Consider the following 25016-nt stretch of genomic DNA (forward strand, 5'->3'; position numbering starts at 1 on the left):
TTATTTTATATTACAGATTCATTAGAAACAAAATAAATATTTTTACGCTTTCTTTGAAGTGGTGAGATATATTTACATAAGTAATATGTCTATCATTATAAATTTAAAATTATAACTAAAAGGAGTGTTAATATGTCTAAAAAGTTTTTTAAAACAATGACTATGGGTATTTTGATTTTTGTTATGGTGTTTTCTTTAGCTGCATGTGGAAATAAAGATAATAATAAAGCTAAAGAGAGTGATAATGGGGGAAATGCTTCAAGTTCTAATGAACAAGTAACTATTCAATTTGCAACATATGGCCTTTTAGAAAAAGCAACGGAGAAATTTTATACTAAAATGGCACAGGATTTTGAAGCAAAAACAGATGTAAAAGTAGAGTTTGTCAGTTATCCTTATGGGGATCTTAAGCAACAAGTATTAATCAAAGCTAATTCAGGTGATGCTCCTGATGTTGTACATGGGGAGTCTTCTGCTTTCAGCTCATATCTTAATTCTGGATTCATTGAGCCTCTTGATGATTTATTAGGAGCGGAATATGTAAATGATATCTATGATGGTGTTAGAGAAGCAATGTCAGATGATGGTAAATTATATGGGGCACCTTGGATATGTAGTACTTTTCTTTTAGTCTACAATAAAGATTTATTTGAACAAGCAGGTTTAGACCCTGATGCACCACCAAAAACATATGCAGAAATGATAAAATATGCTGAAAAAATATCAGAACTTAAAGATAAAGATGGAAATAAGGTATTTGGTCTAGGTTCTTCAACAGCTTCTGTACCTGTCAGTGGTGAAAACGTATTAAGTACAATGTTGACTTTTGGAGGAAACATATATAACGATAAAGGTGAAGTGGAAGTTGATACAAAAGGTAATCTGGATGCTCTAAAATTCTATAAAGAAGTACAAGAAAAAGGTCTTAATCCTGAAGCTGCTAAATTAAAGGATCTAAGAAACTTAATGGCTATCGGCAGATTAGGAATGTATTTTGACCAAGTATGGGGAACAAGTGGTGTTGTAGGAATCAATCCAGAGATAAAAGACAGTCTTGCAGTAGCCATGATACCAGCAACAGATGCAACTGATGGAGCAAGTCTATTGGCGGCACATGAATTACATATAATGAAAGACTCAAAACATAAAAAAGAGGCTGCTGAATTTGTTATGTATATCACTTCAAAAGAAGTTCTAGAAGAGTATTATAATACAACATTACCTTTTATAGTTGCTAGAAAATCAGTTAATGAATCACTTAACCTTAATGATAATTTCATTGATCCAGTCAAGGATAGTATGACACAAGTAATAGCACTTGCAAAACAACATTCTGATATGGAGAATGCATTACTTGAAATAACTTCTGCAGCACAAAGGGTTACTATTGGAAATGAAAGCCCTGAAGATGTTGTCAAGAAATTGGATGACAAGTTGAAGCAAGTTCTAAAATAGGAGAAGTGATGGTTATGGGGCTATACAGCCCCATAAAATTAACATATTATAAATATTCTAGCAAAGGAAGTGACTAATTGATATGAAAGCAGCAAGTGGGGGCAATAAAAAATCTGCTCGTAGGTTTTATAAGAAATTGGGTAGGGAAAAACACGATCGCATATTCGCTATTATGTTATTGTTGCCTGCAATAATAGTAGTAGGCTTCACAACGTTTTTTCCTATAGCCAAATCAGTCATTATGAGTTTCTTTAATTATAAACTAAAAGCTAATGCAGATTATTATTGGAATGATTTTCTTAATTACAAGGAGTTATTCCAAGAAGGAGAAATATTCACTGCTATAGGAACAACTTTCAAATTCATGATAATTACAGTAGCTTTGATATTTGTTATAGGTTTAATATTATCCAATATCCTTAATAAAGACGTTAAAGGTAGAGCAGTTCTGAGAAGTGTTGTGCTTTTACCTTGGATTATACCAACCATTGTTACAGGTCTATTATGGATGTGGATATTCCAGCCACAATATGGTGTACTTAATTATCTTTTGATGAAACTAAATATAATCTCTGACCCGATTAATTGGGTTGCTAGTATGAAATACGCTCTCTACAGTGTAGTTACTGCATCAGTATGGAGACAGATACCATTTATCACTATTATGTTATTGGCTGGTATGCAGGGAATCCCTAGCGACTTATATGAAGCAGCTACTATAGATGGAGCTAATTCCAGACAATGTTTTTTTAAGGTGACTTTACCAATGTTAAGTAATGTAATTAAATCCACACTACTTATTTCTATAATCACCAACTTCAAGCAATTCCCATTGTTCTGGATAATGACAGGGGGAGGACCAGTTAATAAGACAACTACCCTTGCAATAATGACATACAAGAATTCCTTTGTAAATCTGAACTTTGGTAAAGGGGCAGCTGTTTCAACTATATGGTTGATCATTTTAATAGTTTTCTCAGCTGTTTATAACAAAGCCTTCAAAACAGTAAGAGATTAAGGAGTGAAAATATGAATATTAAGCCGAAAGCGAGATCTTATACAATCTTAGTGATATTATTAGTATTTTTGGTTGGTCCCATATTATGGATGTTTGTAACTTCATTTAAGGATAATATTGCAATATATAAAATACCACCAGAGTGGATACCTCATAAGCCAACTATAAGTAATTATTTAAATATATTTAAAGATAAGTTATTCATGACTTATTATTTTAACAACTTCATAACTGCTGGATTGACAACATTATTTACAATCATTATATCTATTCTAGCAGGATATTCTTTTTCAAGATTCAAATTCAAAGGAAGTCAGATTCTGATAATGGCATTTTTATCAGTTTCAATATTCCCTGTAGTAGGTATTATCACTGCTCTTTATTCTACATTCAAGAATGTTGGATTACTTAATACAAGAACTGCGGTAATATTGACATTAACAGCTGCGAATGTACCATTTTGCATGTGGCTGATGAAAGGATTTTTTGATGATATTCCTAGAGCATTGGAAGAGGCGGCATATATAGATGGTTGTGGAAGATTATCAACATTATTTAAGGTTATTCTGCCATTATGCAGTCCAGGAATTCTAGCAATAGGTTTATATACATTTCTTATAGCTTGGGATGATTATCTATATTGTTTAACACTTATTACAGATGACAAAATCCGTACTTTATCAAATGGTATATCAATGAGATATCTTGGTGAACTTTCTTATGACTGGGGCAATGTTATGACTGTTTCCGTTATGGCAAGTATACCACTACTTATTTTATTTATATTCCTGCAAAAATATATGATACAAGGATTGACTGCTGGTTCTGTCAAGGGCTAAGCCAGATGTTAAGTTCAATATATATAGTTATGTACATATAATATTTAATTTTCAAGGAGGAAAAACATGGAAAAACAATTAGGGCAACACACAATTAAAGAAATATTTGAACAAGGAGAAGCATTCAGGGGAGTTGTTGAGACTCTAGATACTATAACATCAACAATCAAGAAAGCATTTAGTGAAGTTAATCCAGATGAAGTCATTTTCACTGGTTGTGGTACTTCCTTATATTTAGCACAGACTTCAGCTACAATCTTTTCTAAATATAATGAAATAACAGCAAAAGCTGTACCTTGTTCAGAGTTATATTTGACACCAGAATTATATGTAAAGGGTAAGAGAAGTCTAGTGATACCGATTACAAGAAGAAGTGATACAACAGAAGTGAAGATGGCAATAAATAAAGTAAGGCTATTGGATAATGTTAAGACTTTAGCGGTTACTTGTGATGAGAACAGTAAAGAATATAATGATTATTATATTCTATCACCAAAGGCAAAAGAAAAAAGTATCGTAATGACAAAATCTTTCACAAGTATGGTATTCATGAATCAGATTCTTGCTTTGACAGTTGCAGGAGAAGAAGAGTTATTGAACAAGTTAGTCAGTATGCCAGAAAATTGTAGTAAGGTTATGGATAATATCAATGATATATGTAAACAAATAATTGAAGAGAATAATGCTATCAATCTATATATAACTCTTGGTCAAGGCAGCTTATATGGTATAGCCAACGAGTCAATGAATAAAATAAAAGAAATGGCTATATCTAATTCTGAAGCTTACTACAGCTTAGAATATAGACATGGACCAATGGCTCTAGTAGATGATAAAACATTAATAACTCAATATATAACAGAAGAATGTGAAGAATTAGAAGCTGCACTAATGGAAGAAATGAAAGAGTATGGCGGTAGAATATTTATTATAGGAGATAAACTCACTAATGAAACCAAGAAATGTGCCGATTACTATATTGAGTTAGATTGTGGATATAACGCTGACCTAATTACACCATTAGTTGCAATATCTGGACAGCTTCTAGGATATTATTGTGCTATTAGTAAAGGATTAGATCTAGATAGTCCAAGGAATCTATCTCAAGCAATCATATTAAAATAAAAAGTGGAGACGATTCCAAATGATTATTAAAAATGGAAATGTTTTAGTAGAAGGGAAAATCAGTACAAAAGATGTATTTATTGAAGATGGTAAAATAAGAGATTTCAATGTAGAAGGTCTCAATGATAATCAGATAATTGATGCAGAGGGAATGTATGTATTACCAGGATTCATTGATATTCATACTCATGGAGGAAATGGTATAGACACTAACCTTGCTGATGAAAAAGAACTAAAAGAGCTTTCAGGATTTTTTGCTTCTAAAGGAGTAACAGGGTATCTTCCCACACTTCTTACTGATACTCATGAGAAGACTTGTGAAGTAGTTGAAATGATAGGAAATGTGATGGAGGAACAAGAAAGTGGTTCCAAAATATTAGGTATCCATCTTGAAGGACCATTTTTATCCCATGAATTCAAGGGTGCTATGCCTGATGATCTGATTGTTGATTCTTCCATAGAAAAGTTTATGGAGTATGAAAAGAAGTCTAATGATAATATTAAAACAATTACTGTTGCAGCAGAAAATCCAGGAGTACTAGGATTGATAAGATATGCTGTATCCAAAGAGGTAGTAGTTTCTCTAGGGCATACTGGAGCCACCTATGAGGATTGTATGATGTGTATAGAAGAGGGAGCTAATCGTATTACACATACATTCAATGGTATGAGACAGTTACATCAGCATTATCCATCAATTCTAGGTGCGGCATTGGAAAGTGATGCTTATTGTGAAGCTATAGTTGATGGACTTCATTTGCATCCTGCAATAGTAAGATTGATGATAAAAACAAAAGGTATAAACAAAGTAATAGGAATAACAGATAGTGTTATGGCTGCTGGATTGCCAGATGGTAAATACAAATTGGGTGTTAATGATATTATTGTTGTAGATGGAGATGCTAGATTAGTACATGGAGATTCGCGGGCAGGCAGTACATTGACAATGAATAAAGCATTAAAAAATCTAATGGAGTTCACTAGATTACCTATAGAAGAATGTATAAAAATGATAACAATCAATCCTGCCAAGATGCTTAATATAGATAATGATAAAGGTTCTTTGGATGTAGATAAAGATGCTGATATTGTAATTATGAATAAGAATTATGATGTTATTTATACTATTGTTGAAGGTAGAGTAGTATACAATAATAGTGGAAAATAATATAGAATAGTATGAATACAGTTATGATTGTAACCTGTATATAAACAGTTTGATTTCTTGTTTTGTGGAAATTAAACTGTTTTTTATTCGCCTAAATAAATATTTTTATAAGTATTTTTAATGTAAATATATAATTGCGTATGGGTTCTTGGTAAAAAGGTATGAAAAAATTTCAAACTTACGTGAAAGAATAGAAGCTATTATAATAACATTATAGTAAATGTTTGTACATACATAATAACGACTAAGAGTATTAAAAGCTTAAGGAGGAAATTATGAAGAATAAGAAATATTTAAACATTATTTCTGTAATAGTTGGAATAATAATATGGCAGTTGATAGCATCAATACCTAATGTAAGTGTATTTTTAGCAAGTCCCCCAGAAACAGTTAGTGCATTCATGGATCAAGTGAGAAAAGGTTCCATGTTCGTTGATATAGTATATAGTCTATTCAGAGTTTTAGGAGGATTTGCCATAGGACTTGTAGTAGCAATCCCAGTAGCATTTTTAATGGGATGGTATCCAAAGTTTAGTGGATTAGTAGAACCTTGGATACAATTTTTTAGAACAATTCCACCTATAGCTTTGATACCATTAGTAATAGTGGCATTAGGTGTTGGGGAAAGTGCTAAGATTGTAGTTATTTTCTTAGCTTCATTTCTAGTGATGGTAGTAACTATCTATCAAGGTGTAAAATCAGTAGATATCACATTGATAAAAGCTGCCAGGGTACTGGGTGCTAGAGATAGAGATATATTTTTTAAAGTAATTGTTCCTGCATCAACACCTTTTATATTAGTTGGTGTAAGATTAGGACTTGCGGCTTCCTTAACTACACTTGTCGCTGCAGAGTTAACAGGGGCGCAGGTTGGTCTAGGTGAAATGATTCAATCAGCAAGTTTGTATCTAAAAATGGATGTTGTTATTTTAGGAATAGTAGTTATTGGAATTATCGGATTTACACTTGATAAAATTGTTTTATTTTTAGAAAGGAAGCTAACAGGATGGCAAGAGACAAGACAAATGTAAAAGTAGATATAAAAAATGTTAAGAAGATGTTCAATACTAGAAATGGTGAAGTAGTAGCACTTAATGGAGTTAACTTACAGATAGCTGAAAATGAATTTGTATGTGTTGTTGGTCCTAGCGGTTGCGGTAAATCAACCTTGTTGAATATTATTGCAGGACTTGACCATCCATCATCGGGTGAGGTTACTGTTAATAATGAGATAGTTAAGGAACCAGGTCCTGAAAGAGGAGTTATATTCCAACAATATGCATTATTTCCATGGTTGACTGTTCAGCAGAATGTGGAGTTCGGATTAAAGTTAAAGAATTATTCTAAGGAAAAATGTGAACAGGAAGCCAAAAAATATATTGAGATGGTTGGATTATCTGATTTCCTACATGCTTATCCAAAAGAATTATCAGGGGGAATGAAACAAAGGGTTGCCATAGCCAGAGGATATGCTATCAATCCGGAAGTACTTCTCATGGATGAACCTTTTGGTGCATTGGATGCTCAGACAAGAACTCAGTTACAAAGTGAATTATTACATACATGGGAAACGGAAAAGAAAACATGTTTTTTCATAACTCATGATGTTGAGGAAGCAGTTATATTAGCTCAAAGAGTTATTATTATGAGTGCTAGACCTGGCAGAATTAAAAATATTGTTAATATTGATATTCCATATCCAAGAACACAAGAAACAAAAATGACAGAAAGATTTAATGAACTAAAAAATGAAATTTGGGCTCAAGTATATGAAGAATATCTAGAGTCTAAAAAATAAATTTTCTAAGGAGAGATTAAATTTATGAAAAAAATATTAGGTGTTTTGTTATCTATCGTATTAATGATGAGTTTGTTTGTGGGTTGTACTGGTAAAAAGGAAGAAACAAATACTGATTCTAATAATCAAGTTGAAAAATCAAAAAATGAAACTAATGATGATAAAGAGAAAGAAGAAGCACAGGAACCAGAAAATTTAAAGAAGTTAAGGGTCGCATATCATCCTAATATGGGTGGCGCATCAACGATTATTACAGGTATCAAAACAGGGGCGTTCAAGGAACAAGGGTTAGAAATAGAATTAGTAAAATTCACAAGTGGACCACCTGAAATAGCTGCTATGGTTTCAGGAGATATAGACGTAGGATATATTGGTATGGGTGCGCATTTTCTTGCAATTGATGGACAAGTAGACTTGATTGCTATAGATGCATTAGGTAACTCTGATAGATTATTGACTAGAAAAGAGACAGGTATTGAAAGTGTAGAAGATTTGGTAGGTAAGAAGGTAGCTATACCTCTTGGTACTTCAGGAGAAACTGTATTTGATTTAGCACTAAAAAGAGCAGGAGTTCCTAGAGATAAAGTCAAAGTTGTAAATATGGATATTGCAGGAGCTGTTTCAGCATATATCTCAGGACAAGTTGACGCAGCCGCAATCTGGGCACCATATACTCTAAAAGCTGTAGAAAGCTTAGGAGAAGACCAAGTAGTTGAATTAGCTAAGAATGAGGATTTTATGCCTGATTATGTATTCCCATCAAGCTGGATAGCGACACCAAAATATATTGAAAATAATAGAGATACTGTGGTAAAATTTGTTCGAGGGCTTTATAAAGCAATGGACTATAGAGCCGAGAATATTGATGAAATGGTAGATTGGACAGTTGAATTAGTAGATATTGAAAAAGAGGTTGCACAACAGGAAGTACCTCAAATGATTATGATGACATCTAGTGAAATCCAGAAAGCCATAGATTCAGGAGATATTCTCAAGTGGTTCGAAGGTCTTGAAAAATTATTCTTGAAGACAGGAAAGATTGAGGAACAAGTGCCTGTTGAAGACTTTGTCAAAACTGATCTTATAAAAGATGCATTAAAATAATAAATATAATTGGGCTTATACGCTCTAGCCAGACCCTTAAACCTAATGTTTAAAGGGTCTATGCTTATTTCCAGTAGAATTCTGATACTATATAATTTGACTTGAATAGAGGAGAAGAAAATGATTATTGTAATATTGATTCTCTTGATTGGTTGTATGTTCTATTTCATGCTAAAAATTAAAAACATGTTATCGTTCTGGATGCTTGCTTTGTATGTGGGGTGTTTTTTGGTTGTGTTGGGATATATGTACTACTATGCCAAAAATGGTGGAGTATCTAAAGATGTCTATATTCTTCTGTTTCTGCACAAAAGGATTATGGATAACTTGATGTATTCTACTATACCACTTGATAAAATAAGTATGTTCATTGTACTAGGCAGGTCTATTTTTATCTTTTCAAATATATGTTTTGCCATAGAAGTTTATTTTAAAAAAAGTATCAGGGAAAACAAGAAGTTATACCTTCTAGTATCTATTTTTCCTATACTGCATACAATCTGGTACCAGCCTCATTTGTACAGAGAGTATTTTGTTCACAATTACTTATTACTTAATAGAATCTCTAGAACAGGTATCGTTATCTATACTGTCATAAGCATCCTACTGATTTTCATGAAATACAGAAACATTAATATACCCTATATAAAAAAACAGTTAAAGTATATACTTTTTGCTGTTATAAGTATAAATGTATTATTTTATTTATTTGGTTTTTTTGGTACAATGCAGATATCAGACCCTAACACTCTAGGATATCTTTACTCAACATTTGCTATGCTCCAGTCATCAGTGGCTTTGCTACCATGGTATGTGATTATTACCACAGCAGTCTTGTTCATTGGGATAGGTTTCGTATTTTTATTGAATTATTCTAAGATAGAAGAGCAGATAGGAAAACCAGATCTATTCTTAGAAAGAAAATTGAAAACCGCACATATGGGTGCAAGGATTTTTACACACGGAATCAAGAATCAACTGTTATCTACCAGAGTACTTCTAAAAAGAACAAAGAATCTACTCCATAAAGAATCCATAGATGTAGATAAGCTAGAAAATAACATCAAAGCTTTGGAACAACTGAATGAACAAATGTTAGATAGAATGGATGTGCTATATAGAACATTCAAATCAAATTCCATGCAGCTGAAACCTGTATCAGTGAGACAAGTAATCCAATATGCTCTTGATAAAACAGAGAAATTCCCAGAAGATATCTTCTTACTAGTAAAAGAATTTGAAGACAAAATGATTCTAGCTGATATTGCTCATCTAACCGAAGCATTATATAATGTTATAAAAAACAGCATAGATGCCATACAAGCCAAAAACAGTGATGAGATAGGAAGGTTAATCATTGATTGTCACTTTGAAAGTACTTGGTGTGTTATAGAGATTGTAGATAATGGTATCGGAATCGAAAAGAAAAACATAAACAAGATATTTGACCCTTTCTATACCAATAAAAACACAAATTATAACTGGGGCGTAGGACTTTCCTATGTTCAGCAGATAATAAAATCCCAATTTGGCTATATAAGAACAAAAAGCGAAGTGAACGTAGGAACCACATTTTTTATATTTTTGCCTATCTACAAAACAGACAAGAAAATCAACGATTCAAAGTTTTAACATCACTAATAATAAATTATAATCCTTTGATATTAGAATAACTAAGGTATAGTAAGTAAAGATTCAATTGACATTTAGTAATGACAAGTAAGGATGATGATGATGTCAGATAAAATAAATGTTGTTATTGCAGAAGACATTGAAGTTTTGAGAGAAGAATTTTGTGACCTGGTCAATGAACAAAATGACATGGGTGTAGTCGGAGCAGCCGCCAGCGGAAAAGAAGTAGTTCAAATAGCCGATAATGAAGATGTTGATGTCATACTCATGGATATAGAGATGGAAAAATATCATGATGGAATAGAAGCCGCCCAAAGTATTCTACAATACCATTCTGATATTGCCATAGTATTTCTTACAGTCCATGAAGATGACGAGACAGTCTTTAACGCTTTTGCCACAGGAGCAGTTGATTATGTGGTGAAATCCTCACCATATGAGGAAATCCTAGAGAGCATAAGAAACGCAGTAAAAGGAAAATCAGTTATTCGTTCCAATATTGCTGAAAAGATAAGAAATGAATTTTCTAGAATGAAACGTAATGAAGAAAGTCTGCTTTTTATATTTGACATCATTTCAAAACTTACACCTACGGAACGAGAACTCATAAGATTATTGTTGATGAACAAGAGAGTCTCCGAGATAGCTAAACTAAGACACGTAGAAGTCGTAACCATAAAATCACAGATAACAAGCTTACTAAAGAAATTCCAAAAACGGAGAACCAAGGAAATCGTATCAATGATAAGAAAACTGAAATTGGAGTATCTATTTGAATAAGGAGGAAACCTATGGATTACAGAAAATTATCAAAAATACCCCTCAAGTTAATAAGTAACCGAGTATACAGACCCTTTATAGGCGGAAAATCCATTGATGAATGGGAAGGCAATGATAACCCTAAAGATAATCATTATGGAGAAAGATGGATAGCTTCATTGATTAATATAAGAAGCCAAGAAATCAATGAAAAAGAAGGTATGAGTAGATTAATGATAGAAGGAAATACTGTTACCCTAAAAGAAGTAATAGAGTCATCACCACAAGATTTCCTTGGTGCCAACCATTACAAAAAATATGGTACAAGCTTAGCTATACTAGTAAAAGCACTAGATGCCTATTCTAGACTAATAATCCAAGTACATCCAAATAAAGAAACTGCAAAAAGATTATTCAACTCACCCTTCGGCAAAACAGAAGCATGGTATATCATAGGTGGACGAAATATTGATGGTGAAGACCCCTATATACTTATTGGCTTCAAAGAAGGTATCAAAAAAGAAGAATATAAAAAACTGTTTGAAACTCAGGATATAAAAGCCCTAGAAAACTCTATGCACAAATTCCAAGCAAAAGAAGGAGACGTATTCCTAATAGAAGGAGGAGTTCCTCATGCTATCGGTTCTGGTTGCTTCCTTATAGAAATACAAGAGCCCACAGATTATACAATAAGAGTAGAAAAAACTGCCCCAGATGGTCGTGAAATAGATGACTTTTCCTGCCATCAAGGATTAGGCTTCCATAAAATGTTTGATTGCTTTAATTTCCAAGGATTAAGCCGTGAAAAGATAACACAAAAATATAAACTAGAACCTAGTATCCTATTAGACAATGATAATGCTACCGTTATTAGCCTTATATCTGAAAAAGATACTCCACTATTTACTATGGAAAAAATATTGGTCAAAAAAACCCTATCATTCAATAAAGCCAATAACTTTGCTGTTGTAGCAGTCTTAAAAGGGAAGGGAAAGCTATTGTGTAACGGGGAAGAAGTAGAATTGGATCAAGGGGATGAATTATTCTTGCCTTACGAGGCTAAAGTCCTCACATGGGTCAATGAGTTAGATGAGCCTTTGGAATTAGTTGTTTGTTTACCTCCCTCCTAGACGGTCAGGAAGTAAAGGGGTATGTTTCGCCAGCAAGTTAAACGTCCATGTTTAAATTGCTGGGCTCACCGTCCATGGTTCGCGACTTCACATACCCCTTTACTTCCTTCGTCAGTGAGTAATCAAAATCGCCTAATTCGTATTAGCCAAAAGATTTGTACGTCAGAAGAAAAATGTTTTGTAACCTATACCACAAGACTACAAGCAATATAGTATATGTATATGTGGAGTAGTGAGGCATGGACGCCGAACCCAGCTTTTTACTCAGGACGAGTAATTTGCTGGCGGAACATATACATATACTATATTGCAAATACCTCGTCAGAACAAAACAATTTTTCTGACTTACCACCAACAAATTTATTTTAACTTAAATCCTATCATTTAATTTAATTGACAACAAAAAACTCCAATGATATAATAAACTTAATCCAAACGATTGGATTAGTTTTTACAAAAAGAATTGGGGAATTACAAATGTCCGTAACATTGAAAGAGATTGCTAAAAAAGCACAAGTTTCAATATCTACTGTATCCAGAGTTATCAATAACGATACTAATAAACCAGCAAGTAAAGAAACTCAGGATAAAGTTTGGAAAATAGTAAGAGAACTAGGCTATGTACCTAATCAAAATGCAAGAAATTTGATCAAAGGACAAGAAAGCATTATAGAAAACACTAATACACGAGCTATTGGTTGTATATTTACATCAACCAAAGACACATATAATGATCCTTTCTTCTCACAAATAGCCAGAGGTATACAGGACGAAGTATCAAAAAGAGGATATATACTCGGATACTCATTTTCATCCTGTGATATGTCCTTTTCATCATTATACAATAACTTGACATCCAATCCAGTTGATGGAGCAGTTATACTTGGGAGATTCAGTGAAGATGTTCTTAACTTCTTGAAACAGAATATCAAGAATATCGTTTATACAGGAGTCAACTATGTGGATGCAGGGTTTGATGAAGTTATATGTGACGGTTATAAAGGAGCAATGGCTGCAGTAGAATATTTAATTAGTTTGAATCATAGAGAGATTGGGTTTATAGGCTCAACAAAAGAATTAGAAAATGTAGTAAATGAGCATAGATACGAAGGTTATCTGGATACAATGAATAAACAAGAGATACCTGTAAAAAAAGAGTATATCCAAGATGTAGAACTATCTACAGCTGATGGATTTACTGGAATGGACAACATGATTAAAAGGTTAGGAAAAGATAAGCTGCCAACAGCAATTTTCTGTGCTAATGATCTAGTTGCTATTGGAGCAATGAAAGCACTTCATAAGAACAATATTAAAGTACCAGAAGATATCTCAATAATAGGACTTGACGATATTGAACTATCAGAATATGTAACACCAGGATTAACAACCATAAAGGTACCAAAAGTTGAATTAGGAAAATTTGCAGTCAAAATGCTTATAGATAAGATTGAAAATGGTCATACTTTACCTGTACGTGTCAACGTACCTTTTACAATTATTGAAAGAGAAAGTTGTAGAGCTATAAATTAATAATCACTCATAGCTCTCATAATTTTTATCATATATCCAAACGTTTGGTACAAAAGGAGGAAACATCAAATGAGTAACATGCTAATCGTCCATGGTGGCGGACCTACAGTAGTAATAAACGCTTCTTTATATGGTGCTATTATGGAAGCCAAGAAAAATGAAGAAATAGAAGCTATATACGGAGCACTAGGTGGTACAGCAGGATTCTTAAATGAAGATTTTGTTGATTTTAATAAAGAACCACAAGAAAAAATTGAATTACTGAAAACAACACCTGCTACAGCTATTGGTACATCAAGAACACCATTATATGAAAAAGAATATAACCAGATGGTAGACATTCTTAAAAAACATGATATCAAATATGTATTATTTAATGGTGGTAATGGAACTATGGATGCTTGTGGTAATCTAGCCAAAGCAGCCAAAGAACATGACATATGTGTAATGGGTATACCTAAGACTATTGACAATGATTTAGCAGTTACAGATCACAGCCCAGGATTTGGAAGTATGGCAAAATACATTGCTACAGCTGTGTCAGAAGTAGCACAAGATGTTAGAGCTATGCCGATACATGTTTCAATTGTGGAAGCTATGGGAAGAAATGTTGGATGGATAACTGCGGCTTCAGCACTCGCTAGAAAAAATAAAGATGATGCGCCTCATATGATTTTGTTACCGGAAGTTCCTTTCAAAGAGGAAGAGTTCTTAACTAAAGTAGAGGAACTATATAATAGATTAGGCGGCGTAGTTGTAGTAGCTAGTGAAGGCTTGAAAGATGAAAAGGGTAAACCTATTGTTCCACCTATTTTTAAAACAGAAAGAGCAACATATTTTGGAGATGTAGGTTCTTATCTTGCTGAATTGGTTATTAAAAAGCTAGGTATCAAAGCAAGAAGTGAAAAACCAGGTATTGTAGGACGTGCCAGTGCTACTTTACAGTCTTCGGTTGATAGAGTTGAAGCTATAGAAGCAGGTAGAGAAGCTGTAAGGGCGGCTTTAGCTGGTAATACAGGTATGATGGTTGGTATTGATAGAGTTAGTAATGAGCCATATGAATGTGAATATACTTTAATATCTATTGAAAAGGTAATGATGGATGAAAAAGTGATGCCAAAAGAGTTTATTCATGAGAATGGAATTGATGTTACAGATTCCTTTATTAGATACTGTAAGCCTTTGATTGGTGGAGATATTCCTGATTATGCTTATTTTGAGAGGAATAAGGAAGTTAGTAAGAAGATATGAGGTTGTATTAAAGAAGGAGATAAGGGTCAGGGTAAAGTGTTACAATCACTTGCCTTACCCTGAGAAGCGGTCGGTCTGCGTGATTGTAACACTTTATCCTTCGACCGGTTAGTACGTAAGTATTTTAAGTTTTTTTTAGATTAGTAGTAAATAGATGGAGAATACGTTTAATACTAGATTTTAGATGTTGATAATAAAAAGAAAAGAGGGAAATTTATGAAAGAAATATTTGTGAATCTTAAGAGGTTTGATGTTCCTGTTTCTAAGGGTGGTATTTGTCCTAAGGAAAGTTCCAAGGAATGGATTGAATGGGTTATTGCTGAGAGTATTAGGAATAATCTTGGTACATTAGATGATATTACGGTTACTTATTTATTGCCAGAATCTCTTTTAATTCCTGCCATAGAGAAGTTGAATAGTTATGATGAAGATGTTAGAGCTAATATCTTTTTGGGAAGTGAGGGTGTTTATAGAGAGGATGTTGCGAAAGGTGGTAATTTTGGTGCTTTTACTACTAATTTGCCAGCAGCTGCAGCTAAGAGCATGGGACTTAGCTGGTCTATAATTGGACACTCTGAGGAAAGAAAAGATAAGCTTGGTATTATTGAGAGATTTGATAAGGATTATGATAGTAAGAAAGCTTCTTTTGCGGTAAATTCAATGATAAATGATGAAGTTATGTGTGCGCTAAAGCAAGATATGAATGTTTTATTATGTATTGGAGAGACAGCAGAGGAAAGAGGAGAAGGGTCTTTTGAAGAACAGAAACCTCGTATCAAAGAAGTCTTAGAAGAGCAATTACAGTTATGTCTTGATAATACAACTGATGTAATGAAGGATAATAAAATTGTTATTGGTTATGAACCTATATGGGCCATTGGACCAGGTAAAACACCACCAGGAAAAGAATATATAGCATTTGTTTCTGAGTGTATCAAGGATTATGTTAAGAAAGAATTTGGATATGATATACCTGTAGTATATGGTGGAGGATTGAAGGAAGAGAATGCAGCTATGATTGCAAGTATTGATACAATCAATGGTGGATTAGTTGCACTTACTAAATTTGTTCAACCTGTTGCATTTGAGCCAGAAGGATTAAAAAATATAATTATGAAATATTGTTAATAAGTTTACATAATTTTAGTAATAATAATGAGTAAAAGCTATAAATATCAATAAATCTTTCTGTTTAATTTGACAGTGAATTTATATTAGGATAAATAATAAAAAAACGGAGGTAACCAAATGAAATTACAATTTGAATATGGACAAGGATTAATGGAAGCAAATTTACCAGATAATACTGATGTTTTTATTCCAGGAGAAACAGTAGCAGACCCTGAGATTATACCAGCTGAAAAATTGGAAGAGGTAACAAGACAATCTATTCTTAACCCAATAGATCTTGAGCCTATTTCTAAACAAGTTAAAAAAGGTTCAAAAGTAACAATTATTTTCCCAGATAGAGTAAAAGGTGGATTCCAAGATAATTCACATAGAAAAGTTTCTATTCCAATAATTATTGAAGAGTGTTTAAAAGCAGGAGTAGAGAAGAAAGATATCAAATTAATCTGTAGTAATGGACTTCATAGAAAGAATAGAAAAGATGAAATTAAGAATATACTAGGGGAAAAAGTATTCAATGATTTTTATTATACTCATCAAATAGTTAATCATGATAGTGAAGATTGGGATAATCTTGTGGATCTAGGATATAATGAATATGGTGATAGAATAATCATGAACAAAGATGTTTATGATTCAGATTTAGCAGTTCTTATCGGACATACACTTGGTAATCCTTATGGAGGATATTCAGGAGGATACAAGCATAGTGCTACAGGAATAACTCACTGGAAATGTATAGGTGCACATCACATTCCAAGAGTTATGCATAGAGACGACTTTACACCTGTTACAAAAACAAGCTTAATGAGACAAAAATTCGATCAGATCAGCCAATACATGGAAGATAAAATGGGTAAAAAATTCTTCTGTTGTGATGCAGTACTAGATACTTATCAAAGGCAAATAGCTGTTTTCTCAGGATATGGAGAATCTATTCAGCCATTATCTTGGGACGAGGCTGATAAACGTACATTTATCCCTTGGGCTGAGAAGAAATATGATGTAGTAGTTTTTGGTATGCCTCAAAACTTCCACTATGGTAATGGTCATGGAACCAATCCAATATTAATAATGCAAGCTATCGCTGCTAACATTATTCGTCATAAGAGAATATTAAGCGATAACTGTGTAGTTATATGCTCAACAATCTGCAATGGTTATTTCCATGATGAAGAGTTCCCTTCATATAGAGAAGTATATGAACTATTCCAAAAAGATTATAATAATACTTTACCAGACGTAGAAAAATATGGAGAGTACTTATCTAACAACAAAGAATATATTGATAAATATAGATTTAACTATGGTTATCATCCATATCATGCATTCTCAATGATATCATGTGGACATATCGCTGAGAAAAATTGTTCAGCTGTATATGCAGTAGGAGCTTATGAACCAGGTTTTGCAAGAGGTATGGGTATGAAGACACGTGCTACTTTTGAAGAGGCATTAAAAGATGCTAAGAAATACGTTGGAGACAACCCTAATATCTTAGCTTTACCTAAGACTTTTAGAACAGCTGGTGTTCACTTAATGATGAAAGACGAAGTTTTATAGAATAGATAATTAAAATGATAAGGAGCTGTTTATTACCAAGAAGAGTTATCTCTTGGTCAGCTCCTTAAAATAAATATTAAGAGTGTAGAATATAACATTATAACTTCATATAGAAAAAATATAATTCAGGAGGACATAATTATGCCAATAGTACCTTTGAGACCATTGTTGGAAGCATCAAATAAATATAAATTTGCTCATGGAGCGTTTAACGTGAATGCTGTAGCTCAAGCAGAAGCAGTTATAGAAGTTCATGAAATGTTTCGTTCAGGAGCAATTCTACAAGCAGCAGATTTAGCTAACGGATTTATGGGCGGAAGAAAAGACTTTATGAATGCAACATTAGAAGATAAAAAAATAGGTGCAAAAAGAATAGCAGATGCAGTTAGAAAAATCGGAGAGCATTCTAAAATACCTATCGTCATCCATCTTGACCATGGTAAAGATTTTGATTCTGTAAAAGCAGCTATTGATAATGGATTTACTTCAGTTATGATTGATGGTTCACATTTACCTTATGATGAGAATGTAGAACTTACTAGAGAAGTTGTTAAATACGCTCATCCAAAAGGAGTATCTGTTGAAGGTGAATTAGGAGTACTTGCAGGAGTTGAAGACCATGTATTCTCAGAAACATCAACTTATACTAATCCAATGAAAGTGTGCGATTTCTTTAGAAAAACAGGTGTTGACTGTCTAGCTATTTCCTATGGAACTATGCACGGAGCTTCAAAAGGAAAGAATGCAAAACTTAGAAAAGAAATAGCTATAGCTTCTATGGAGAACTTAAGACATGAAGGAATCTTCGGAGCTCTAGTATCACACGGTTCATCAACAGTTCCTAGATACATAGTAGAAGAGATCAATAACTTAGATGGAGATATTCAAAATGCATATGGTATCTCTGTAAAGGAATTAATGTCAGTAATACCTTTGGGTATTGGTAAAATAAACGTTGATACAGATATAAGATTAGCAGTTACTCGTAATATAAGAGAATATTTCTTAAACAATCCAAGCAAACAAAAAAGTGATTCCATAGGGGGTATTTGGACTATTATGGACAATAATAAGAGTGCATTCGATCCTAGAGTCTACTTAACACCTATTATGGATACTGTATTAACTGGAAATGAACCAGATAGTGATGTTTCTGATATTACAAATTGTATTAGACGTGGTGTAAAAGAAGTAGTTGGAACATTGATTGTCAATTTCGGTTCAGTAGGGTATGCTCCAAAAATCGAAAATGTATCATTAGAAGAAATGATTAAAAGATATAAGGGTTAGTAAATCAATAGAATATTTATAAGGGCATTGATTTAATACAATAAATAAATAGAGTTGCCTAACAACTGTATATGGTTAATTTAGACAGCTCTATTTTAAAAACTATAAACTAGCTTTTAGATTTTTTGTTGATATACTCGGATACATTTTCCTCTAAAAGATAAAGTGGAATTTCACCATTTATTAATATGACATCATGGAACTCTTTTATGTCAAAATCATCACTAAGGGCTTTCATAGCTTTTTCTTTTAGATCATTAATAAAATATCTACCATATGCATAATGTAATGTTTCACCTGGATTAGCAATGGCTCTATCTACTATGGATTCCATTTGTTCGCCAAAATACAAAGAGTAAGTGTTGATAACTTCTTCTCTAGAAGCTCCATAGTAATGTAGATATAAATCAACCAAAGTTAAAAGTGCATATGACGCATCAAGATTATATATCATCAACTGATTTATCTGAGGGTTACCGTAATCAATAGAATCAAAAGCCAAACCTTCAATATAAGAAGCCCAGCCTTCAGAAAAACAAGTGAAATCAATAGCCTTTCTTATATCAGGTATATTTTCTTGTTGGTATGCGATAGAAAATTGAAAATGATGTCCAGGGATTCCCTCATGACAAACAACAAGAAAATCATTGATGTTAAGGTTATTATAAGCAGAATTCTGCAAAAACATGTTTCCGTATTTTTTAAGATCAATACTAACAGGTAGGTAGAATGCACTTGGCAAGTCTTTTTCCAGATAGTTAGGGATAGTTTTACTATTGATTTTTGGAATATGATAATCATAAAAATTTTTATTGGTTAGTTCCTTACATTTTTGGTATAACTCTTCAAAATTATTAAAGGGCTTAGACTGTAAGTTATCTATTTCAGTGAGGTCAGGGTATTTTTCAAGTATGGATTGTATTCCTTTAGAAGATTCAATAAATGAGTCATTAGCCCACTCAAAAAGATCTTCAGGTGTAATATTAGTTCCTGTATTAGATTTTATTAGATGTGCATAATACTCTCTACCTTTTGGAAAAGTGTAAACACCAGAAGTAATTATTGTTTGGGACTTTATCTTTTCTAGTTCTTCTGTGAGATTGGTATATGCAGGATAAACATAATCATTTATTGTTTTTAGGCATTCAGCTTTGAGGGATTCTTTTTCAGAATCTGATATATCACTTAATTGGTTAACATAATCACAGAAAGCCAAATATAGAAAATTTTCTTCTGGTGGTGTCATAAAAGCTTTACATTGGTCAATAACTTTATTAGAGATGTATTCAGGCTGTATATAACCTTTTTGTGCTTTAGCCTGTTCGCCTTTCATAAGCTCAGTAATTGATATTGGAAATTGTTTTAAACGTGCTATAAAATTATCAGCATCAGCTTTGTTTTTAATAGGAATCTGGGACAAAGTAAGTGGTATACCAATATGAAAACCTAATGTATGCTTAATATTATAAGTATAATCAACATATTCCTCGCCTTCAATATTAAGTTCCAAATAATATTTAATTATTTTATAAGAAAGCTGTTGGTCCTTAGTTAATCCAGTAATATTAAAGGTATTCAAGGTTCTAAGATTATCACGAAGATTATCATATTGTGCTTTTAATGCTTCATCGCTGAAATCATCTAATTTATCAGAGGTATCTTGTAATCCAAATTCCTGTGGAGAAGATATAAGCATAGACATCTCCAGTGGTGAAGATGTAATATACTCTTTAAACATATTATCAAGAAATGTATCAAACCTGCTGCTATCATCTATTTTAATATTTTCCGTAATCTGTTTTTCAGATGGTAAGTCAGGTATATATGTTATATCATCATTAGGTTTTTTAGTACAACCTTGAAGAATTAGTGAAATCAATAAAAAAGTACTCAAGATACTCACTATAGTCTTCTTTTTGAAATAAAATTTGCCCATTAGTTTCTCCCCTTTAAGGTGATTATTAAATTGTTATTAGCTTATTACTATTAAATTATGTTCATTATAACTATTATATTCAGTTAAATCATATTAAATAACGTACTCAATTGAAAATAGCATGCTTCATATTATAAGGAGGTTTTAAAATGAAATCAATATGTTTAGATTATTCCAATGTAGATAAATATATAAACAACCAAGAACTGCAAAAAAGAATTGAAGATAACAAACAATTACTAGAAAACTGTATGAAATCAAAGGCAACAGATTCTGACTCTATGGGATGGATTAATACCTATCACTCTAATGACGAAGATATGTTAAAGAAAATAGAGGACAAAGCAGCAGAAATAAGAGAAAATGCAGATGTTTTCATATTAATAGGTGTAGGAGGTTCCAATCAAGGAGCTAGAGCGGTTATAAAAGCCATGGGAGACAGCAAAGTAGATATCCTATACGCAGGTAACAACTTATCACCAGCATACCTTAATAACATGATGGATAAAATAAAAAATAAATCTGTCTACGTTAATGTAATAGCCAAGAATTTTGCTACACTAGAACCTGGAATCACATTTAGAGTACTTAGACAATATCTAGAAAAGACATACGGTGAACAAGAAGCCGCCAATAGAATAATAGCGACAGGTTCATTGAATGGCAGCTCATTAGAGCAACTAGGAAAGATGAAAGGATATACTCTACTTCCTTTCCCACTTGACGTGGGAGGAAGATTTTCCGTCCTAACCCCTGTAGGTCTCCTTCCCATCGCAGTATCAGGAGTAGATATAAGACAACTCCTACTAGGCGCAAGCGAAATGGAAAAATCAATCCACTCTGCAAGCCTTAATAACAATGACGTAATTAACTATGCTCTAATAAGGAATATACTCCTAGAAAAAGGATACAACATTGAGATATTGGGTATATTCGAACCATTAATGGAATACTTCAACAAATGGTGGGTTCAATTATTCGGTGAGAGTGAAGGAAAAATAGGAAAAGGTATTTATCCATCATCATGCTCATTCTCAGAAGACCTCCATTCACTTGGACAATACATTCAAGATGGACAAAAAATACTATTTGAAACATTTATCAACATAGAAGATATGGAATCCAGTTATCCTATCCCACTTGAAAATGAGGATATAGATGAATTCAACTATTTAAATGGTAAGGACTTCAGCTTCCTCAACAAGAGTGCATATGATGCTACAGTCAAAGCTCACTACGAAGGGGGAGTTCCTGTTTTAGTACTGAATGTACCTAAGCTAACACCTTACTATATGGGTCAACTATTCTATTTCTTTGAATTCGGGTGTTATTTGTCAGCTACTATATTAGGGGTAAATCCTTTTAATCAGCCTGGGGTAGAAGCTTATAAGACTAATATGTTTAAGACTTTGAAGGCTTAAGGAATTTGTAGGATTATTTTTGGGGATTAGAGGTAGGAAGATTTTTATTGACAACGGTTGTATGTGAAAACCATATATAGTGATAATCACTCTCGTTACATTTGTTGTCTTTATCTGTTTTAAAGGAATGACAACAAGCTGTAAAAATCGTTCTTATCACTATATATGGTTATTAATATATTTGCCGCTCTTGATGGAGTAAAACTACGCAAGCTTCAATATGATGTATTTTGTTACTTAACCAGGTAAATTGTTTTAACAGAAGTTTAAACGGATTTTTATTTAGTAATATATAGCGTTTTGATATGTATTATATAGATTTTGAAATCATTCAAAATCATAAAATACATAGGTAAGAACAAGACTAACGTATTTTAGAGATAATAGATACTTTTTTTAGTAATATAACGTACCATGAGAGAAAGTAGTATAGGGTTCATTTTACGAAGACCGATCCTTGGAGTAAGGCGAAGTAAAATGAACCCTATACTACATCCCTATATAACCGTTAGTCCACTTATATATATAAAACTATCTCCAAACATATTACACCCCTAAACATACTTTAATCCACCTATTTCAATCCCAAATCCTCAAACATATTACACCCCTATACATCCGTTAGTCCACCATAACACTCCCAAACATTTAAAACCACCCCACCCTCTATACTTCCCAACACAAAAAATACTTTGCATTTTTTTTGTTAAAACTATATAATATATCATAACGATAAAAGCACGATTATTACTATATAATAGGTTAAAAACTTATGAATCATAAATAATTACTCTAATTACGTAGATAATAATCATAAGAAAAACGAACGGAGGAAATTCAAATGGCAAAAAAACCATTTTACATTACAACACCAATATACTATCCAAGTGATAAGTTGCATATAGGTCATTCATATACAACTGTGGCTGCCGACACTATGGCTAGGTACAAGCGAATGCGTGGTTATGATGTCATGTTTTTAACTGGAACAGATGAACATGGACAAAAAATAGAGAAAGTTGCTAACAAACAGGGGATAACTCCTAAGAAATATGTGGATAACATTGTGGATTGGATAAAAGATCTGTGGAAAACCATGGATATTTCATATGATAAATTCATAAGAACAACAGACAAAGAACATGAAGAAACTGTACAAAAAATATTCAAGGAATTATACGATAAAGGTGATATATACAAGGGTTCATACGAAGGATGGTACTGTACTCCATGTGAATCATTTTTCACTGAAAGACAATTGGAAGATGGAAAATGCCCAGACTGTGGAAGACCTGTGGATAAAGTTAAAGAAGAAGCATATTTCTTCAAACTTTCAAAATATCAAGACAAACTAATAGAGTATATAGAATCACACGAAGAATTTATTCAACCAAAAACAAGACAAAACGAAATGCTTAATAACTTCTTAAGACCAGGACTTGAAGATTTATGTGTTTCTAGAACATCATTTGAATGGGGTATTCCTGTAGAATTTGACAAGGGACATGTAGTTTATGTATGGTTGGATGCATTATCAAACTATATATCAGCACTAGGATACAGCTCAGATAACGATGAAAAATACAAAAAATACTGGCCTGTAGATGTACACTTGGTAGGAAAAGAAATCGTAAGATTCCATACAATAATATGGCCAGCTATGTTGATGGCACTTGGTGAGCCTTTACCAAAACAAGTATTTGGTCATGGATGGTTAGTTATAAATGGCGGAAAAATGTCAAAATCAAAAGGTAATGTAGTAGATCCTAAGATATTGGTAGATAGATATGGTTCAGATTCAATAAGATATTTCTTAATGAGAGAAATTGCTTTTGGACAAGATGGTAACTTTACCAACGAAACACTTATCCAGAGAATTAATTCAGACCTTGCTAATGATTTAGGTAACTTGGTATCTAGAACCGTAGCGATGATCAAAAAATACTTTGGTGACGAGTTCCTAACTAAGTTTGAAGCTACTGAATATGACAAAGAAGTAGAAGAAATGGCAATTAACACTGTGGAAAAAGTAGAAGATGTCATGGAACAATTATTCTTTAGTGATGCGCTAGTAGAAATATGGAATTTAGTAAGAAGAACTAATAAATACATTGATGAAACAAGACCATGGGTATTGGCAAAAGAAGAAGATAAAAAACCAGAACTTGCAAATGTTCTTTATCATCTAGCAGAAAATCTTAGAATAATATCAATCCTTATTGAACCTTTTATGCCTAATACACCAAAATTAATAAGAGAACAATTAGGAATAACAGATGAAGGTATCATGACTTGGGAAAGTACTAAAAAATGGGGTACACTATCTAAGGATATAAAAGTTAATCAAGGTAATATTATATTCCCAAGAATAGATATCACTAAAGAGTTAAACGAATTAGAAGAAGCACAAAAAGCTGGTAAAGAAGAGCCAAAAGAAGTAAAAGAAGAAGATTATATCTCTATTGATGATTTTGCAAAAGTAGAATTAAAAGTAGGAGAAGTAATTGAATGTAATAAAGTAGAAGGTGCTGATAAATTATTAGTATCTAAAATAAAAATAGGTACTGAAGTAAGACAAATCGTATCAGGTATCGCTAAAAGTTACTCACCTGGTGAAATGATAGGTAAAAAGGTTATTGTAGTAACTAACTTGAAACCAGTCAAATTAAGAGGTGTCTTATCAGAAGGTATGATATTAGCTGCTTCACTTAAGAAGAACTTAGTTGTAGCAACTGTTGATGGAGACATCAATAGCGGAGCTGTTGTAAGGTAACTAACTCAACTTTCCCACTTCAATATATTATGCGGGTAAGCTAATTAAAAGGCTTTACAGAATAAAAATATAGGTGTTTCTTCTATCTTTTTA

19 protein-coding genes are annotated in these 25016 nt (G+C 32.7%); 18 read left to right on the forward strand and 1 reads right to left on the reverse strand.

Going from position 1 to position 25016, the window contains the following annotated elements; all coding sequences use genetic code 11:
• Positions 1-132: 132 nt before the first annotated feature.
• From AACQ14_RS02385 to AACQ14_RS02460, 16 genes are all read left to right on the forward strand, one after another.
• Positions 133-1455 (forward strand): ABC transporter substrate-binding protein, encoded by a 1323-nt coding sequence (locus AACQ14_RS02385; RefSeq protein WP_339361963.1) that lies wholly within the window; start codon positions 133-135, stop codon positions 1453-1455.
• An 82-nt stretch (positions 1456-1537) separates the two neighbouring features.
• A complete protein-coding gene (locus AACQ14_RS02390; protein ID WP_339361964.1) occupies positions 1538-2473 on the forward strand; it encodes a carbohydrate ABC transporter permease in 936 nt (311 codons plus the stop codon).
• A gap of 11 nt (positions 2474-2484) precedes the next feature.
• On the forward strand, positions 2485-3312 hold the full coding sequence (locus AACQ14_RS02395; RefSeq protein WP_339361965.1) for a carbohydrate ABC transporter permease: 828 nt from the start codon (positions 2485-2487) through the stop codon (positions 3310-3312).
• A 66-nt stretch (positions 3313-3378) separates the two neighbouring features.
• Positions 3379-4437 (forward strand): SIS domain-containing protein, encoded by a 1059-nt coding sequence (locus AACQ14_RS02400; protein ID WP_339361966.1) that lies wholly within the window; start codon positions 3379-3381, stop codon positions 4435-4437.
• 19 nt (positions 4438-4456) lie between these two features.
• Entirely contained in the window at positions 4457-5605 is a 1149-nt protein-coding gene (nagA, locus tag AACQ14_RS02405) for an N-acetylglucosamine-6-phosphate deacetylase (protein ID WP_339361967.1), read from the forward strand.
• A gap of 275 nt (positions 5606-5880) precedes the next feature.
• On the forward strand, positions 5881-6636 hold the full coding sequence (locus AACQ14_RS02410) for an ABC transporter permease (protein ID WP_339361968.1): 756 nt from the start codon (positions 5881-5883) through the stop codon (positions 6634-6636).
• On the forward strand, positions 6612-7403 hold the full coding sequence (locus AACQ14_RS02415; RefSeq protein ID WP_113673027.1) for an ABC transporter ATP-binding protein: 792 nt from the start codon (positions 6612-6614) through the stop codon (positions 7401-7403). Before AACQ14_RS02410 ends, AACQ14_RS02415 begins: the two co-directional genes overlap by 25 nt.
• A gap of 24 nt (positions 7404-7427) precedes the next feature.
• Positions 7428-8507, forward strand: coding sequence for an aliphatic sulfonate ABC transporter substrate-binding protein (locus tag AACQ14_RS02420; protein ID WP_339361969.1), 1080 nt, complete (start codon positions 7428-7430; stop codon positions 8505-8507).
• 120 nt (positions 8508-8627) lie between these two features.
• Entirely contained in the window at positions 8628-10139 is a 1512-nt protein-coding gene (locus AACQ14_RS02425; protein ID WP_339361970.1) for a HAMP domain-containing sensor histidine kinase, read from the forward strand.
• 102 nt (positions 10140-10241) lie between these two features.
• Positions 10242-10919, forward strand: a complete 678-nt coding sequence (locus tag AACQ14_RS02430) for a response regulator transcription factor (RefSeq protein ID WP_339361971.1) — start codon at positions 10242-10244, stop codon at positions 10917-10919.
• Between the two features lie 11 nt (positions 10920-10930).
• A complete protein-coding gene (locus AACQ14_RS02435; RefSeq protein ID WP_339361972.1) occupies positions 10931-12028 on the forward strand; it encodes a type I phosphomannose isomerase catalytic subunit in 1098 nt (365 codons plus the stop codon).
• Positions 12029-12505: 477 nt separating this feature from the next.
• Positions 12506-13561 (forward strand): LacI family DNA-binding transcriptional regulator, encoded by a 1056-nt coding sequence (locus AACQ14_RS02440; protein WP_212693498.1) that lies wholly within the window; start codon positions 12506-12508, stop codon positions 13559-13561.
• Between the two features lie 69 nt (positions 13562-13630).
• Positions 13631-14812 carry a 6-phosphofructokinase gene (locus AACQ14_RS02445; RefSeq protein WP_339361973.1) on the forward strand — a complete coding sequence of 394 codons (1182 nt, stop codon included), beginning with the start codon at positions 13631-13633 and terminating at the stop codon, positions 14810-14812.
• A gap of 216 nt (positions 14813-15028) precedes the next feature.
• Positions 15029-15940: a triose-phosphate isomerase family protein gene (locus AACQ14_RS02450; RefSeq protein ID WP_339361974.1), complete on the forward strand. Its 912-nt coding sequence runs from the start codon at positions 15029-15031 to the stop codon at positions 15938-15940.
• Between the two features lie 120 nt (positions 15941-16060).
• On the forward strand, positions 16061-17503 hold the full coding sequence (locus tag AACQ14_RS02455) for a lactate racemase domain-containing protein (RefSeq protein WP_339361975.1): 1443 nt from the start codon (positions 16061-16063) through the stop codon (positions 17501-17503).
• 141 nt (positions 17504-17644) lie between these two features.
• Positions 17645-18793 (forward strand): class II fructose-bisphosphate aldolase, encoded by a 1149-nt coding sequence (locus AACQ14_RS02460; RefSeq protein WP_339361976.1) that lies wholly within the window; start codon positions 17645-17647, stop codon positions 18791-18793.
• 109 nt (positions 18794-18902) lie between these two features.
• On the opposite strand, the gene AACQ14_RS02465 is transcribed toward AACQ14_RS02460, so the two are convergent.
• Positions 18903-20729, reverse strand: coding sequence for a DUF885 domain-containing protein (locus tag AACQ14_RS02465; protein WP_339361977.1), 1827 nt, complete (start codon positions 20727-20729; stop codon positions 18903-18905).
• 149 nt (positions 20730-20878) lie between these two features.
• Here AACQ14_RS02465 and AACQ14_RS02470 point away from each other — a divergent pair, with 149 nt between their 5' ends.
• Positions 20879-22150, forward strand: a complete 1272-nt coding sequence (locus AACQ14_RS02470) for a glucose-6-phosphate isomerase (RefSeq protein ID WP_339361978.1) — start codon at positions 20879-20881, stop codon at positions 22148-22150.
• 841 nt (positions 22151-22991) lie between these two features.
• Positions 22992-24923 carry a methionine--tRNA ligase gene (metG, locus tag AACQ14_RS02475; RefSeq protein ID WP_339361979.1) on the forward strand — a complete coding sequence of 644 codons (1932 nt, stop codon included), beginning with the start codon at positions 22992-22994 and terminating at the stop codon, positions 24921-24923.
• The last annotated feature ends 93 nt before the right edge of the window (positions 24924-25016 follow it).

This window comes from Vallitalea maricola (genome assembly GCF_036985595.1).
In the GTDB taxonomy this organism is placed as follows: domain Bacteria; phylum Bacillota; class Clostridia; order Lachnospirales; family Vallitaleaceae; genus Vallitalea; species Vallitalea maricola.

Coding starts and splice junctions, on each gene's coding strand:
- AACQ14_RS02395 (WP_339361965.1), top strand. CDS start 2,485: ATGAATATTAAGCCGAAAGCGAGATCTTATACAATCTTAGTGATATTA.
- AACQ14_RS02400 (WP_339361966.1), top strand. CDS start 3,379: ATGGAAAAACAATTAGGGCAACACACAATTAAAGAAATATTTGAACAA.
- AACQ14_RS02410 (WP_339361968.1), top strand. CDS start 5,881: ATGAAGAATAAGAAATATTTAAACATTATTTCTGTAATAGTTGGAATA.
- AACQ14_RS02460 (WP_339361976.1), top strand. CDS start 17,645: ATGCCAATAGTACCTTTGAGACCATTGTTGGAAGCATCAAATAAATAT.
- AACQ14_RS02440 (WP_212693498.1), top strand. CDS start 12,506: ATGTCCGTAACATTGAAAGAGATTGCTAAAAAAGCACAAGTTTCAATA.
- AACQ14_RS02385 (WP_339361963.1), top strand. CDS start 133: ATGTCTAAAAAGTTTTTTAAAACAATGACTATGGGTATTTTGATTTTT.
- AACQ14_RS02390 (WP_339361964.1), top strand. CDS start 1,538: ATGAAAGCAGCAAGTGGGGGCAATAAAAAATCTGCTCGTAGGTTTTAT.
- AACQ14_RS02430 (WP_339361971.1), top strand. CDS start 10,242: ATGTCAGATAAAATAAATGTTGTTATTGCAGAAGACATTGAAGTTTTG.
- AACQ14_RS02415 (WP_113673027.1), top strand. CDS start 6,612: ATGGCAAGAGACAAGACAAATGTAAAAGTAGATATAAAAAATGTTAAG.
- metG (WP_339361979.1), top strand. CDS start 22,992: ATGGCAAAAAAACCATTTTACATTACAACACCAATATACTATCCAAGT.
- AACQ14_RS02455 (WP_339361975.1), top strand. CDS start 16,061: ATGAAATTACAATTTGAATATGGACAAGGATTAATGGAAGCAAATTTA.
- nagA (WP_339361967.1), top strand. CDS start 4,457: ATGATTATTAAAAATGGAAATGTTTTAGTAGAAGGGAAAATCAGTACA.
- AACQ14_RS02445 (WP_339361973.1), top strand. CDS start 13,631: ATGAGTAACATGCTAATCGTCCATGGTGGCGGACCTACAGTAGTAATA.
- AACQ14_RS02450 (WP_339361974.1), top strand. CDS start 15,029: ATGAAAGAAATATTTGTGAATCTTAAGAGGTTTGATGTTCCTGTTTCT.
- AACQ14_RS02470 (WP_339361978.1), top strand. CDS start 20,879: ATGAAATCAATATGTTTAGATTATTCCAATGTAGATAAATATATAAAC.
- AACQ14_RS02425 (WP_339361970.1), top strand. CDS start 8,628: ATGATTATTGTAATATTGATTCTCTTGATTGGTTGTATGTTCTATTTC.
- AACQ14_RS02420 (WP_339361969.1), top strand. CDS start 7,428: ATGAAAAAAATATTAGGTGTTTTGTTATCTATCGTATTAATGATGAGT.
- AACQ14_RS02465 (WP_339361977.1), bottom strand. CDS start 20,729: ATGGGCAAATTTTATTTCAAAAAGAAGACTATAGTGAGTATCTTGAGT.
- AACQ14_RS02435 (WP_339361972.1), top strand. CDS start 10,931: ATGGATTACAGAAAATTATCAAAAATACCCCTCAAGTTAATAAGTAAC.